Annotated in this window: 14 protein-coding genes and 4 tRNA genes; 2 read left to right on the plus strand and 16 right to left on the minus strand. The window is 69.8% G+C overall.

Annotated elements, in window-relative coordinates:
• Window positions 1-89 precede the first annotated feature (89 nt).
• The 11 genes from rplK to ACFHWU_RS04490 all read right to left on the minus strand — a co-directional run bounded on the left by rplK (window position 90) and on the right by ACFHWU_RS04490 (window position 6,635).
• On the minus strand, window positions 90-521 hold the full coding sequence (gene rplK, locus ACFHWU_RS04440) for a 50S ribosomal protein L11 (RefSeq protein WP_416551266.1): 432 nt from the start codon (window positions 519-521) through the stop codon (window positions 90-92).
• 239 nt (window positions 522-760) lie between these two features.
• On the minus strand, window positions 761-1,576 hold the full coding sequence (nusG, locus tag ACFHWU_RS04445) for a transcription termination/antitermination protein NusG (RefSeq protein WP_416551265.1): 816 nt from the start codon (window positions 1,574-1,576) through the stop codon (window positions 761-763).
• Between the two features lie 23 nt (window positions 1,577-1,599).
• Window positions 1,600-1,983: a preprotein translocase subunit SecE gene (secE, locus tag ACFHWU_RS04450; protein WP_416551264.1), complete on the minus strand. Its 384-nt coding sequence runs from the start codon at window positions 1,981-1,983 to the stop codon at window positions 1,600-1,602.
• A gap of 134 nt (window positions 1,984-2,117) precedes the next feature.
• Window positions 2,118-2,190, minus strand: a tRNA-Trp gene (locus tag ACFHWU_RS04455).
• A gap of 156 nt (window positions 2,191-2,346) precedes the next feature.
• Window positions 2,347-2,739 (minus strand): MaoC family dehydratase, encoded by a 393-nt coding sequence (locus ACFHWU_RS04460; RefSeq protein WP_416589858.1) that lies wholly within the window; start codon window positions 2,737-2,739, stop codon window positions 2,347-2,349.
• Window position 2,740: 1 nt separating this feature from the next.
• Window positions 2,741-3,190: an FAS1-like dehydratase domain-containing protein gene (locus ACFHWU_RS04465; RefSeq protein ID WP_416551262.1), complete on the minus strand. Its 450-nt coding sequence runs from the start codon at window positions 3,188-3,190 to the stop codon at window positions 2,741-2,743.
• A 63-nt stretch (window positions 3,191-3,253) separates the two neighbouring features.
• Complete coding sequence (rpmG, locus tag ACFHWU_RS04470; protein ID WP_046567246.1) at window positions 3,254-3,421, minus strand: 50S ribosomal protein L33; 168 nt, start codon at window positions 3,419-3,421, stop codon at window positions 3,254-3,256.
• Between the two features lie 134 nt (window positions 3,422-3,555).
• Window positions 3,556-3,628 (minus strand) — tRNA-Met (locus tag ACFHWU_RS04475).
• Between the two features lie 25 nt (window positions 3,629-3,653).
• Window positions 3,654-3,726 (minus strand) — tRNA-Thr (locus tag ACFHWU_RS04480).
• A 139-nt stretch (window positions 3,727-3,865) separates the two neighbouring features.
• A complete protein-coding gene (locus tag ACFHWU_RS04485) occupies window positions 3,866-6,391 on the minus strand; it encodes a putative bifunctional diguanylate cyclase/phosphodiesterase (protein ID WP_416551261.1) in 2,526 nt (841 codons plus the stop codon).
• A gap of 28 nt (window positions 6,392-6,419) precedes the next feature.
• Window positions 6,420-6,635, minus strand: a complete 216-nt coding sequence (locus tag ACFHWU_RS04490; RefSeq protein WP_416589859.1) for a hypothetical protein — start codon at window positions 6,633-6,635, stop codon at window positions 6,420-6,422.
• Between the two features lie 27 nt (window positions 6,636-6,662).
• On the opposite strand from ACFHWU_RS04490, the gene ACFHWU_RS04495 reads away from it, so the two are divergent.
• The gene (locus ACFHWU_RS04495) at window positions 6,663-7,019 is read left to right on the plus strand and encodes a hypothetical protein (protein ID WP_416551259.1); all 357 of its coding nucleotides are present in this window, start codon (window positions 6,663-6,665) and stop codon (window positions 7,017-7,019) included.
• A gap of 400 nt (window positions 7,020-7,419) precedes the next feature.
• Here the strand turns inward: ACFHWU_RS04495 and ACFHWU_RS04500 are convergent.
• Window positions 7,420-7,503: transfer RNA gene (locus ACFHWU_RS04500), tRNA-Tyr, on the minus strand.
• A gap of 165 nt (window positions 7,504-7,668) precedes the next feature.
• Here ACFHWU_RS04500 and ACFHWU_RS04505 point away from each other — a divergent pair.
• Complete coding sequence (locus ACFHWU_RS04505) at window positions 7,669-8,163, plus strand: YajQ family cyclic di-GMP-binding protein (RefSeq protein ID WP_123607343.1); 495 nt, start codon at window positions 7,669-7,671, stop codon at window positions 8,161-8,163.
• Window positions 8,164-8,169: 6 nt separating this feature from the next.
• Here ACFHWU_RS04505 and ACFHWU_RS04510 read toward each other — a convergent pair whose 3' ends face one another.
• From ACFHWU_RS04510 to ACFHWU_RS04525, 4 genes are all read right to left on the minus strand, one after another.
• Complete coding sequence (locus ACFHWU_RS04510) at window positions 8,170-9,444, minus strand: MFS transporter (protein WP_416551255.1); 1,275 nt, start codon at window positions 9,442-9,444, stop codon at window positions 8,170-8,172.
• Between the two features lie 92 nt (window positions 9,445-9,536).
• The gene (gene htpX, locus ACFHWU_RS04515; protein ID WP_416551405.1) at window positions 9,537-10,424 is read right to left on the minus strand and encodes a zinc metalloprotease HtpX; all 888 of its coding nucleotides are present in this window, start codon (window positions 10,422-10,424) and stop codon (window positions 9,537-9,539) included.
• A gap of 143 nt (window positions 10,425-10,567) precedes the next feature.
• Window positions 10,568-12,154 (minus strand): NADH-quinone oxidoreductase subunit N, encoded by a 1,587-nt coding sequence (locus ACFHWU_RS04520; protein ID WP_416589860.1) that lies wholly within the window; start codon window positions 12,152-12,154, stop codon window positions 10,568-10,570.
• Entirely contained in the window at window positions 12,151-13,737 is a 1,587-nt protein-coding gene (locus ACFHWU_RS04525; protein ID WP_416589938.1) for a complex I subunit 4 family protein, read from the minus strand. Before ACFHWU_RS04525 ends, ACFHWU_RS04520 begins: the two co-directional genes overlap by 4 nt.
• Window positions 13,738-13,748: the final 11 nt, after the last annotated feature.

Raw genomic sequence — 13,748 nt, forward strand, 5'->3', positions numbered from 1 at the left:
CTCTGGCTCCTGTGGTCACTGGCGGGCGACGCCGTACGCGCGCCCTCCCACGTCGGTCGGCTCCGACCCGCAGCCGCGGGTCGGGACGGTCACTCCTTGACGGTGATGCCCATCGACCGGGCGGTCCCGGTGATGATCTTCTCCGCCTGCTCGATGCTGTTCGCGTTGAGGTCGGCCATCTTCTTCTCGGCGATCTCCCGCAGCTGGGCGGCGGTCACCTGGCCGACCTTGGTGGTGTGCGGCACACCCGAGCCCTTCTGGATCCCGGCGGCCTTGAGCAGCAGCCGGGCAGCGGGCGGGGTCTTCAGCACGAAGGTGAAGGACCGGTCCTCGTACACGCTGATCTCAGCGGGCACGATGTCGCCCCGCTGGGATTCGGTCTGCGCGTTGTACGACTTGCAGAACTCCATGATGTTCACGCCGTGCTGACCCAGCGCCGGACCGACCGGCGGTGCCGGGGTGGCCTGACCCGCCGGCAACTGCAGCGTGAACGTCTTGACGAGCTTCTTCTTCGGAGGCATGTCACTTCCTGGGGCTTGATCTGGTGTTCCGCACCGGATCTGCGGGACGTCACCGGCGACTGGCCGTCGTCCGGCACGGGCTGGCGAGCCCTCGACACGCGCGCACGGTCAGGCGCGGCCCAGGGCCGACGTTCTAGGTTAGCGCAGCTGACGGCGGCAACCCCAGCTGGGGTTGCCGCCGTCAGTGCAGCAGTGGTTACGCAGGCTCCGAAAGACCCGCCGGCCCGGCTGAGCCGGAGTCAGATCTTGGCGACCTGGTTGAAGTTCAGCTCCACCGGGGTCTCCCGGCCGAAGATCGACACCAGCACCTTCAGCTTCTGCTGGTCGGCGTTGATCTCGCTGATCGTGGCCGGCAACGAGGCGAACGCGCCGTCGGTAACGGTGACCGAGTCGCCGACCTCGAAGTCCAGCACCTTGACCTCGGGCTTGGCCTTCTTGGGCTCGGCCGTCACCGCCGGGACGAGCCACTTGAGCACCTCGTTGAGCGACAACGGCGCCGGCCGGTCGGCCCGGTCGGTCGCCCCGACGAAGCCGGTGACGCCCGGAGTGTTACGCACGCAGGAGTACGACTCCGGGGTGAGGTCCATCCGGACCAGGATGTAGCCGGGAAAGACCTTGTTCTGCACCTGGAGCCGCTTGCCGTTCTTGACCTCGACCTCCTCCCGGGTCGGCACCTCGACCTGGAAGATGTACTCCTCCATGTCGAGGCTGGTGATCCGGGTCTCGAGGTTGGTCTTGACCTTGTTCTCGTAGCCGGCGTACGAGTGCACCACGTACCAGTCGCCTGGCGCGTAGCGCAGCTTCTGCCGCAACTCGGCGACCGGGTCGAACTCCTCGTCGTCGGCCTCGGCGGCGGGTTCGGCGACGTCGGTCGCGGAACTGTCCGGACTGTCCGGCCCAACGGCGGACCCGTTGGCGTCGGCCGGGGACTCGTCCTCCGCCCCGGCAGCGGGGACCGGTGGTGCGCTGGCGGCCTCAACCGACTCATCAGCCGCCGCCGTGGCCACCGTCGACTGGTCGTCGGTGACGCCGGCGGTCTCGTCGTACTCAGGCACGCTTGCTCACTTCCGTCACAAAATCAGCTGGGGTTGCCGAATACCCACAGCACACCCTTGGCGAACACGAAGTCCAGCCCGGCCACGATGGTCAGCATGACCGCGATGAACACGACCACCACGGCGGTGTAGGTCAGCAACTCCTTACGAGTCGGCCAGATGACCTTACGCAGCTCGGCGACCACTTCGCGGACGAACCGGATGATCCGCCCGAAAAACCCCACCCCGGCCTTCGCCTTCGGTCGTCCCTCCGACGACTCCGCCTTGGCCTTGCTCCGGGTGGCCGTGCCACCCTGTGCCGCCGGCTCGTCGTCGTCGACCTCGTCCTCGACCGACGTCTCGTCGATCGACTCGTCCTCGGGGCGGTCGTCCGCGGCGTCATCGCCACGCCGGTTCCTCTCGGCCATCTCGCCCTCCGTCGCGGTGGTCGGGTCGCGCGCCAGGTCAGACGCGCTGCGTCGTGCACGTCGGCCATTCCCCTTGCGGGACGGCCGCCAACGGGGACGGCAGCCGACCCACCGGGTCGGTCAGGCCTTGGGCGCAGGGGTGACAGGACTTGAACCTGCAGCCTGCGGTTTTGGAGACCGCTGCTCTGCCAATTGAGCTACACCCCTGTGCGGGTCGGTAACCCCACCCAACCCCGCGAGGCGCAGGGCCACGCAGGACTGAACAGGGGTCACAGGCCCCACGGCGGACCAGTGTACGGGTAGAACCACCACTTTCCCAACCGGTACCGGCACCGCGCGTACCCGGGCCGGTACCACCGGCCGTCAGCGCGAGGTACGAACCAGTGCCCGGGCCTGGCTGAGCACCTTTTCGCCGACGCAGGCGGCCGTCACGTCGATCCGGGTCAACCCCTCCTCGGTGGTGCCCTTGACCACCCCGGTCACCTCGATCTCGGTGCCTTCGTCGTCGTCCGGGACCACCACCGGGCGGGTGAACCGGACCGAGTACTCGACCACCGCGTCCGCCGATCCGGCCCACTGCGTCACCGCGCGCCCGGCCAACGCCATGGTGAGCATGCCGTGGGCGATGACCCCTGGCAGGCCGACCCCGGTGGCGAACCGGTCGCTCCAGTGGATGGGGTTGAAGTCGCCGGAGGCCCCGGCGTAGCGGACGAGGTCGGCCCGGGTGACCCGGAACCGTTGCGGAGCCAGCTCCATCTCAGTCCTCCCCCCGGACGACCAGCTTCATCCAGACGGTGACCACCGGCTCACCGGTGGCTGCAGTGGCGACCTCGGTACGGACGGTCAGGAAGTCATGTCCGCCCCGGGACATGATCTCCTCGATGGTGTCGGTACACGCCAGTTCGTCGCCGGCGACCACTGGGCGGACGTACCGGAACCGCTGGTCGCCGTGCACGACCCGGCTGTAGTCGATGGCGAGATCGGGGTCGGAGATCACCCGCTCGGCCGAGGACATGGTGACCGCCACCGGGAAGGTCGGTGGTGCGACCACGTCCGGATGGCCCGCTTTGCGGGCGGCGTCCGGATCGTGGTGAACGGCATCGCTGGCCCCGATGGCGGCGGCGAACTCGCGGATCTTCTCCCGCCCCACCAGGTACGTACCGCCGGGCGGGTAACTGCGACCGACTAAGGACGGATCCATGGGCATGCGCAGAAACCTACCCGCTGGCCGGCGCCCGGACGACGTGCGGGCCGCCCGGAACGGCGATGGTCAGCGGGTCTCGCGGTGCAGCGTGTGCTTGCCGTCCCGGGGGCAGAACTTCTTCAGCTCGATGCGGTCCGGGTCGTTGCGGCGGTTCTTCCGCGTGATGTAGTTGCGCTCCTTGCACTCCACACACGCCAAAGTGATCTTTGGACGGACGTCGGTCGCCTTGGCCACGGCGGGGTGCCTTCCTCGCTATCGGAACAACTACAGCGTGCCAGCGTAGCCTGCGGCAGCGCGGACATGCAAAGCGGGCGCCTGCGGCGCCCACCCGTACTTCGTACCACCGGCCTCACCCACGAAGCCGACCGTAGCGGTGGCCGGACTTGAACCGGCGACACAACGATTATGAGCCGTTTGCTCTACCACCTGAGCTACACCGCCGTGACGGGTCCAGTGGAACCCTCTGAGCCCCCTTACGGAATCGAACCGTAGACCTTCTCCTTACCATGGAGACGCTCTGCCGACTGAGCTAAGGGGGCCGAACACCCACCCGCCAGGGCGGATGTGCACGGGTAAGAGTACACGGCCCGCCCCGCGAGGTGAAATCAGCTTGGCCCGGCCACGCCGCCGCAGGTCAGATGCCCTGCCCGTCGCGAATCAGGCGCTACCGGTCGGCGTTCAAGGCACGGCCCGCAGCCGGCGAACCTCGCTGGACTGCAGGCTCTCCGGGTCGGCCTGGGCCTCGTACCAGGCGGCCAACCGCTCGTACGGCAACGGACGGCTGAACAGGAAGCCCTGCCCGACCTGGCAGCCGATGTCCTGCAGCAGCTCCAGGGTCAACTCGCTCTCCACCCCTTCGGCCACCACGGTCAGCCCGAACTGCTGGGACAACGTCACGACCGCGTTGACGATCGCCAGGTCCCCCGGGTCGGTTGCCATCCCCTGCACGAACGACCGGTCGACCTTCACCTCGTGCACCGGCAGCCGGCGCAGGTGCGCCAGCGAGGTGTAGCCGGTGCCGAAATCGTCGACGGACAGCCGTACCCCGAGGTCGCGCAGCCGCCGCAGGGTCGGCACCGGCCGGTCCGTACCGTCCAGCACACCGGGCTCGGCGATCTCCAGGGTGAGCAGCTCCGGAGCGACCTGCGCCTCGTCCAGCAGGGTCCGGACCAGCTCGGGAAACTCCGGATCGGTCAGGGTACGTGCGGACAGGTTGACGGCCACCGGCAACGGCTGTTGACCGACATTCCACTCCCGGCTGCGGCGCAGCCCTTCGCGCAGCACGAACTCGGTCAGCCGACCGACCTGACCGGTGTGTTCGGCGACCGCGACGAAGTCCTCCGGCGAGACCGAACCGTGGGTCGGATGCTCCCACCGGGTCAGACACTCGACCCCGACCAGCCGGCGGCCGTGCAGCGTCACCTTCGGCTGGTAGTAGACCTCCAGCTGCGTCTCATCGAGCGCGACCCGCAGGTCACCGGCGAGGCCGAGCCGGCGTACCGAACGGGACTCCAACGCCGGGTTGAACAGCTGGACGCCGCCGGGCACCGACTTCGCCGCCGTTGCGGCCAGGTCCGCCCGCTGCAGCAACGTCGCGGCGTCGCTGCCGTGATCGGGGTGCACCGCGACACCGGCCACGGTGTCGACGTCCAGGGTCAACGCACCGAAGACCATCTGGTCGCGGATCTGGTCGCGGAGCTCGACCGCGAGCTGTACGGCGTACTCCGCAGCCTCCATCCGCAAGGTGACCACGAACTCGTCCCCGCCGCTGCGACCGACCAGCGCCGCCGACGGGGCGCTGGCCCGCAGCCGCCGGGCGACCTCGGCCAGGACCTTGTCGCCGGCCGCGTGGCCGAGCGACTCGTTGACCTGCCGCAGCCCGGCGACGTCGAAGAGCAGGACGGCAACCACTTCACCCGGGGTCCGGATGGCCACCGACTCGTCAAGCGCGGCGGTCAGCCGGCGGCGGTTGGCCAGCCGGGTCAACCCGTCGTGGGCCGCGTCGTAGCGCAGCCGGTCGACCAGGCGCGAATTCTCCACGGCGACCGCGGCGTGCACGGCGATCGCTTCGAGTAGCCGCAGGTCACCGGGCACGAAGTGGGAGATGTCCCCGAGCCGGCCGGATACCTCCAGGCAGCCGATCACCAGGGAGCCGGCTCGTAGCGGCACCACGACGGCGTCCTTCGTGCCCCATTGACGAAGTGCCTTATCGAACGGGCTGTCGCCGAACTTCGCCCCGACGGCCAGCGAACTCCCGGTCTCGAAGACGTGTTCGCGGATCGATTCCGGGGCACCGACCGTGTCAACCAGCCCCTGTCCGTCGGCGGTCGCGGACAGCAGCACCTCGGGATAACGCCCCTGTTTCGGCAGCCAGAGTGTCGCGTACTCGGACTGCAGCACCTCGCGGACCCGCTTGAGCAGTACGTCGACGATCGTCCCGTCGTGCGGCGTGTCGGCGATCGCCCGGGTCAACGCGTAGATCTCGGAGAGGGTGCGGTTCTGCCGCAGTGACTTCGCGTACGACCGGTAGGCCAGCACGAAGAAGGTGATCAGCGCGACCAGCAGGATCAGCGCCCAGTCGCTCTGCGCCAGCAGGATCAGCACCACCAGACCAAAAGTGATGTTGATGGATGCGACGACCAGGGCGGGGACCGTCGTGGTGGTGAGTTCCTTGGTGGACAGCCGGCCCTGGGCCAGGGTGATCACCACGAGCACGGCGACCAGGGTGATGATCTGGCAGGCGATCATCGCCCCGACCAGCGTCAACCAGGTACGCGGCTCGGCGGCGTCGAGCACGTCGGCGTTGACGACGATCGCGGTGGCGATGGACGTGCTGGCGGCCACGTTCGCCACGTTGAACCACAACTTGACGGGCGGCTGCCGCCGGCTCAGATGACCGACCACGGCGGCCAGCACCCGACCGATGATCAGAGTGAGTGGCGGCAGGAAGAACAGACCCAGCAAGAACGGGATCTCACCGATGTTCAGGGTGAACGACTGCCGGCGTACCTCGAACAGCAGGATTGCCGCGTGCGCGGCGAGGAACAGCCCGAAGAACAGCAGGCCCAGCGGCCAATCTCCGGTCGGATTGGGGTGGTTGATGGCCAAGGCCACAGAGATGAGTACGGCTATCAGAGCGAGTGGCCCGGTTACGAACCAGGCCCGCCTGGAAGAATGCCGTGAGATCGCCTGTGGCCTTGGCACTCGATCCCCTTGGTGTCGGATGCGGCGATCAGGTCCAGCTGAAGTCGTAGAGCGAGAGCCGCGAATCCACCATGGCGTCGAAGCCGTACTTGTCCACCGGGGAAACCACAGGCACTTCGTCACCGACCGTAACCCAGGCTTGGGCAGCCTGGGCGGCGGTCCCAGCGGTGAACGAGACAGCAATCCCGAGTGCGGCGACCGCGACGACCCTGCCGAGCCGGCGGCCCATCGTGTGTCCACGCATGTTACAGACTCCCGTCCAAGGAGGCGAATGAGTTACGCGAATGAGGGGCAGAGTCCCGATGGTGCCACACCGGACCGCACCAACGGTAGGTTGACGCGGCCGGCCTGCACCTTCAGCACCGCCCATCCTAGCCAATCGGACGAGGAGAACCTTAGCGGCAGCTTTGCCCTGCGGCTTTCGTCCCGCTGCTGCTCCAGCCGGGTGATCCGGCTCGACGACAGCCGGTGGCGCCGCGAAGAGGATTGGCGGGCACGAACACTAGGCAAACCCCGCACTGAGCGACGCGACTGGGTGAATATCATGACCGACATGCCGGATTTATTACGAATCAACGAGGGAAGTGATTTGTTGCTCTTTTATGCAACTAAAATTCGGGATAGATGATCAACTGGCCGAGTCATCAGCCAGCCGACAACAGACCATCGCAGGGTCTCGACGCTAAGCCCTGCCGGCCACTCGATGGCGCCCTTTTCGGTCACGGCTCGGTGTCGGTGGCTACTCACCAGTTCGGTAATCGCAGCCCAAACGGTGTACTGCGGCCAAGAACACCACCAGTCGGATCGACAGCGCCGGCGGGCGCGACCAGTTGATGCACCTCTCTCCTGCCGACTGGGAGCACCCGGGCCTGTCGTTGGTTCCCAACATCCGCCGCACCTTGGGGTCCGGAGCCTTGGTCCTGGGAGCCAGGGACGGCTGGATCTGGCCGGACCGGGCGGGACGACTCGCCGCCCGTACGACAACAGCCCTTGACCTGTTGGTGCAGGTCAAGGGCTGTTGGTGCGCCTGGTGGCGGGTAGAGGATTCGAACCTCTGTAGCTTTCGCGACGGATTTACAGTCCGCTCCCATTGGCCGCTCGGGCAACCCGCCAGGGCGTGCCGCCTCGTCACGCGGGGCGACGCAGGAAAGGATAGCGGCATGCCGGGGCTCTCCCGCAACCGGGTACCGTCAGCGGGAGTCAACTGTCCGGCAACGACCGATACACCGTCCGAGACCCGCGCACCGTCCGAGACCCGCACTGGCAGGGAGCAGACCATGGCAGCCAACCCGTCGTTCGACATCGTGAGCAAGGTCGACCGGCAGGAGATCGACAACGCCCTCCGGCAGACCGAGAAGGAGCTGTCCACCCGCTTCGACTTCCGTGGCACTGGCGCTGAGATCACCTGGTCCGGCGAGGAGGCCGTGACGTTGCAGGCGGAGACCGAGGAGCGGGTCAAGGCCAGCCTGGACGTGTTCAAGGAGAAGCTGGTCAAGCGGAACATCTCGCTCAAGTCGCTGGACGCCGGTGACCCACGCTCGTCGGGCAAGACCTACAAGATCGACTGCAAGGTCATCCAGGGCATCGAGTCGGACAAGGCCAAGGCGATCAGCAAGAAGATTCGCGACGACGGGCCCAAGGGTGTCCAGGCACAGATCCAGGGCGACCAGCTCCGGGTCACCGCCAAGAAGAAGGACGACCTGCAGGCGGTCATCGCCCTGCTCAAGCAGGAGGACTTCGGCATCGCCCTGCAGTTCACCAACTACCGCTGACCCGGCTCAGGCCGGATCGCCGAGCAGGGCTCGGTCCAGGTCGACCGACGCACGGGCCTCGGCCCGGCTGATCGGACCGGCCGGCCAGCCGGCCAGCAGCGCAGCCAGGGCGAGCGCGGCGGCGGCGAACAGGAACGCCGCCGCCGGGCCACCAACGCGGTCCACGAGCACCCCGGCGACCGCGCCGCCGGCCGCGCTGGCACCGACCGCCATGGTGGTCACCCAGGTGTACGCCTCGTTCAGCATGCTGACCGGGGCGATCCGGCCGACCATGGTGTTCTCGACGGTCAGCGCCGGGGCGATCACGGCGCCGCCGAGCGTCAGTGCCACGCCCAGGGCCAGCGGGTGCGGCATCACCGCGTACACGACGAAGCTGGCGGCGACCCCGGCGAGCAGCCAGGCGAACTGCCGGGAGGCGTCGACCGCCGGTCGGCGGATACCGAAGTAGATCCCGCCGGTGGCGCTACCGACGGCCCAGACCGCCAGCAGTACGCCGGCGAGGCTGCCGCCGTCGTCGTTGGCGCCCAGGTAGTTGGAGGCGTACGCGGGCACCGCCACGCCGGCCGTACCGAAGCCGATGCCCAGCCCGCCGACGCAGGCGAGCAACGCCGGGAAGCCGGGCACCCGCAGCGGGCCGAGACCCCGGGCGTGACCTTCCCGCAGGTGGGGTCGCCAGCCGCGCATCGCCCTACCGAGGGCAACCACGGTGGTGCCGGCCAGGGTGAGTACGGCCGCGGCGACCAGTGCGGCCGCGGCGTCGGCGATCACGACGAGCCCGGCGACGAGCAGCGGGCCGATTACGAACACCACCTCGAAGATGGTGGTCTCGGCGGCGAGCGCGGTGTTGCGCAGCGGGTACCGGCCGCTGGCCGGGCTGGTCAGGTTGTTCCAGGCGCCCCGGATCGCGGCGCTGAGCGGCGGATAGCTGGCACCGGCGAGGCCGGACACCAGGAACACGGCCAGGATCGAGCCGCCGCTGCGGGTGGCGAACAGCAGGGCGATCAGGGCGACCGGGTGGGCGATCCCGGTGGCCAGCAGCACCGGGCTCGGGCCGAGCCGGTCGGCGATCCGCCCGGCGACCGGGCTGAGGGCCGCACCGGCGAGGGCGTAGACGCCGCCGGCGATCGCGGCGAGTGAGTACCGGCCGGTGGAGTCGCTGATCACCAGCAGCAGGGCGAGCGGGGTCATGCCGATGCTGAGCCGGCCGATGACGCCTGGAATCAGCAGGGTGGGTCCGCCGGGGATGCGCCAGACGGCAACGTACTTCCGCAATCCGGACACTGTTCCGTTCCCTTCACCCTGACCCGCTGACGGCCCCGCACCCCACCGCATTATGTCCGGTACGGGGTGCGAGGCCGCTCACATAGGCGAGTTCACAACCGGCGTTGCACTGGGCCGCCGGCACCGGCGTACGCCAGCTGCTCCAGCCGGGCCACCCGCTGCTCCATCGGCGGGTGGGTGGAGAACAGCGCGGCGAACCCGCCCTTGCGCAGCGGATTGTCGATCATCAGGTGGGCCGAGCTGGCCAGCTGGCCCTCGGCCGGCAGCGGCATGCGCTGCGTACCCATGTGGATCTTGCGTAGCGCGCTGGCCAGCGCGAGCGGGTCGCGGGTCAGTGCGGCGCCGGAAGCGTCCGCCTGGTACTCGCGGTTGCGGCTGATCGCCAGCTGGATGATCGACGCGGCCAGCGGGCCGAGGATCAGCATGGCGAGCAGCGCCGCCGGGTTCGCGCCCTCGTCGTCGTCCCCGCCGCCGAGCGGCAGGAACCAGGCAAGGTGGGCCAGCATGGTGACGATGCTGGCGAGCGACGCCGCGACGCTGGAGATCAGGATGTCCCGGTTGTAGACGTGGGACAGTTCGTGCCCGATCACCCCGCGCAGCTCGCGGTAGTCGAGGATCTGCACGATCCCCTGGGTGACGCAGACCGCCGCGTTGGCCGGGTTACGCCCGGTCGCGAACGCGTTGGGCTGCATGGTCGGGCTGACGTAGAGCCGGGGCATCGGCTGCCCGGCCTCGGCGGCCAACTCCCGGACCATCTGGTGCAGCGCCGGAAACTGCGCTTCGCTGACCGGCTGGGCCCGCATCGAGCGCAGCGCGATCTTGTCGGACCAGAAGTAGGTGCCGGCGTTCATCGCCAGCGAGACTCCGACGGCGATCATCAAGCCGCCGCTGCCGCCGAACCAGTAGCCAACGCCGAGGATCATGGCGGTGAGCAGGCCGAGCAGGGCTGCCGTCTTGAGACCGTTGTGGTGGCTGTGCACGTTCACTCCCTCTCCACCGGGTCGTCTGGAGGACCCCACGGCAGGTGCAACGCTCACGTACCCACAGCGCATCCCGCAATAGCTGAGAATTAGCTGTCAATCAAGACCTGGCGGGCATGTTTCACTCATTCAGAAACTCTCACTCAGCCCGCGACGACGCCAAAGACCACCTGTGGTGCGAATCCGAGCAGAACAGCCAGAACGGTCGCGACGGCGAGCGTCGCCACCACCGGCCACGCCACCGCGCCACCAGGTGCCGGTGGCGGTGTCGACTTCGGCGCCGGCTCCCGGGCGTACAGCGTGGCGCTGACCCGCAGGTAGTAGACCAGGCCGAGGACCGCATTCGCCGCGACCACCAACGCCAGCCAGCCGGCCCCGCCGACCAGCAGCGACCGGACCACCGCCACCTTGGCGAACAACCCGGCCAGGCCCGGCGGCAGACCAGCCAGCCCGATCAACGCCAGCGTCAGCGCCGCACCGACCCACGGCCGACGGCGGGCCGCGCCCGCATACGCGGCGATCGGACCGCCGTCGCCGGCCGCCGGCCGCAACGCCACCACCGCAGCGAAGGCGGCCAGCTCCAACAACACGAAGAAGACGGTGTACGCGAAGACCGCCGCGACGGCCACCGCCTGCTCCTCGACGCCCCGGCCGGCCACCCCGGCGGCCGCCGCCAGCGGCGCCAGGATGTAGCCGGCCTGCGCGATCGACGACCAGGCCAGCAGCCGCACCATCCGACGCTGCCGCAACGCGACCAGGTTGCCGACCGTCATGGTCGCCACCGCCAGCACCGCCAGCACCGGCCCGGACGCGGCCAGCTGCGGGGTGAGCCCTTCGGTCACCACCGCGACGATCGCCACCACGCCGCCGAGCTTCGACGCGGTCGACAGGTACGCGGCGACCGGCAGCGGCGCACCGTCGTAGGTCTTCGGTGCCCAGGCGTGCAGCGGCACCGCCGCCACCTTGAACGCCAGGCCGGTCAGCAGCAGCACCACACCGACCCGGGCCAGCCGGGCCTGCCCGTCGGCCGAGCCGCCGAGGACCGTACCGGCCGGCTCGGCCAGGCCGCTGGCGCCGGCGAGCAGGTCGAGGTGCACCGCGCCGTACGCGGCGTACAGCAACGCGACGCCGAGCAGCGCCACCGCCGTGGACACCACGCTGACCACGAAGAAGCTCACCGCCGACTCGGCCGAGGCGGCCCGCTGCCGGCGCAGCCCGACCAGGATGTACAGCGGCAGGGTGAGCGTCTCCACCGCCACGACCAGGGTGATCAGGTCTCCGGCGGCGCCGAGCACCACCCCGCCGGTCATCGAGCAGACCAGCAGGAAGCAGTACTCGCCGGCCGGCACCGCACCGGAGTTCAGCAGCGGCGCGGACAGCGCGAGCACGCCGGCGGTAAGTGCGGCGAACAGCAGCGCGACCAGGGCGGCCCGGCTGTCGGCGACGTACGAGCAGGCGAACCCACCGTCAACGAGCCCGCCGCCGGGCAGTCCGCCCTCGGCAGGTACGCCGGACGGCGTACCGCAGAACGTGGCCCGCGCCGGATGCGCCAGCGCCACCAGCGCGGCGAGGCCGACCCCGGCGGCACCGGCGACAGCGGTCGCCCCGGTGACCGCCCGCCGGCCGACGAACAGGTCGGCCAGCAGCACCGCGACCGCCGTCGCCGCCGCCAGGTACGCCGGCAGCAGCGCCAGGTGGTCGATCGTCTGTGCGGCAGTCCCGTCGGTCACCGGATCACCTCCAGCAGGATCGTGACCGGCGACTCGGCGACGCCGAGCACCAGCGCCGGTACCAGCCCGATGGCCAGCGCCAGCAGCACCAGCGGTGCCCAGGCCAGCGCCTCGGGCCGGCTGATCGCCGGGGCGGGCGTCACGGCCCGGACCGCCGGGCCGGCCGGGCCGTGGGTGACCCGGCGCAGCATCCGCAGCAGGTACGCGGCGGTCAGCGCCGCGCCGACCGCCGCCACCACGGCCAGCGTCGTCCACAGTGCCCCACCGCGCTGCCAGGCGGCGACGACCGCGAACGCCTCACCCCAGAAGCCGGCCAGGCCGGGCAGGCCGAGGGAGGCGATCGCCGCGTAGCCGAGCAGCCCGGACAGCGCCGGGGAGCGTTCCCGCAGTCCGCCGAGATCCGCCAGCTCGCCGGTGTGGTAGCGGTCCTTGACCGCCCCGGCGAGGAAGAACAGCAGGCCGGTGATGACGCCGTGGGCGATGTTGCCGATCAGCGCGGCCTGGATGCCGGTGGCGCTCAGCGTGGCGATGCCGAGCAGCACGAACCCCATGTGTCCGACGCTGGAGTAGGCGATCAGCCGTTTCAGCTCGGTCTGCGCCAGGCACACCAGGGAGCCGACGATGATCGCGGCGACGGCGAGGGCACCGAGCACCGGGGCGGCCCAGCGGGCTCCTTCGGGGGCGACGCCGACGGCGACCCGGATCAGCCCGTACGTGCCCATTTTGAGCAGCACCCCGGCGAGGATCACGCTGCCGACGGTGGGTGCCTGGCTGTGCGCGTCGGGCAGCCAACTGTGCAGCGGCCACAGCGGTGCCTTGACCGCGAAGGCCAGCGCCAGCAGCGTGAACGCGAAAAGCTGGGTGCCCCGGCCGAGTCCGTCGCCGCCGGTGAGCACGGTCAGGTCGGCGGTGCCGGCGGCGGTCGTCACGGTCACCACGCCGACCAGCAGCAGCACCGACCCGGCCAGGGTGTAGACGGCGAACTTGGTCGCCGCCCGCCGGTGCGCGCCGTCGGCCCGGTCGCCGCCATCGGCGGTACGGCCGCCGCCGCCCCAGCCGGCGATGATCGCGTACATCGGCAGCAGCACGACCTCGAAGAAGACGAAGAACAGCACCAGGTCGAGGGCGAGGAAGGTGCCGACGATGCCGACCTCGACGACCAGCAGCAACGCGACCAACGCCCGCCCGTTGCGACCCTGCGGGGCGCGCCAGACGGTGTACGCGCAGCAGAGCAGGGTCAGCCCGGTGGTGAGCAGCACCAGCGGGTACGAGATCCCGTCGACGCCGAGGTGGAACCGCAGGTCCAGGGCCGGCACCCAGGGCAGGTCGAGCTGATGCCAGGGCAGCACCCCGGGCGGGCCGTCCAGCGGTGGACCGTACGCGAACCAGCCGACCCCGGTCGGATCCCCCAGCAACGGCAGGCTGACCAGGAACGTCACCGCCGCGAAGACAGTGCCGGTGATCCGGCCGGCCCGGTCGCCGCCGACCGGCAGGGCGAGCAGCAGCGCGCCGAGAGCCGGCACGACCAGCACGGCCAGCAGGGCGAACTGCCCGACGGTCCACCCGTCGTCGGCGTACGTCATCATCGGCGGCC

The sequence above is a fragment of the Micromonospora sp. LOL_015 genome, assembly GCF_048060275.1.
GTDB lineage: Bacteria > Actinomycetota > Actinomycetes > Mycobacteriales > Micromonosporaceae > Micromonospora_E.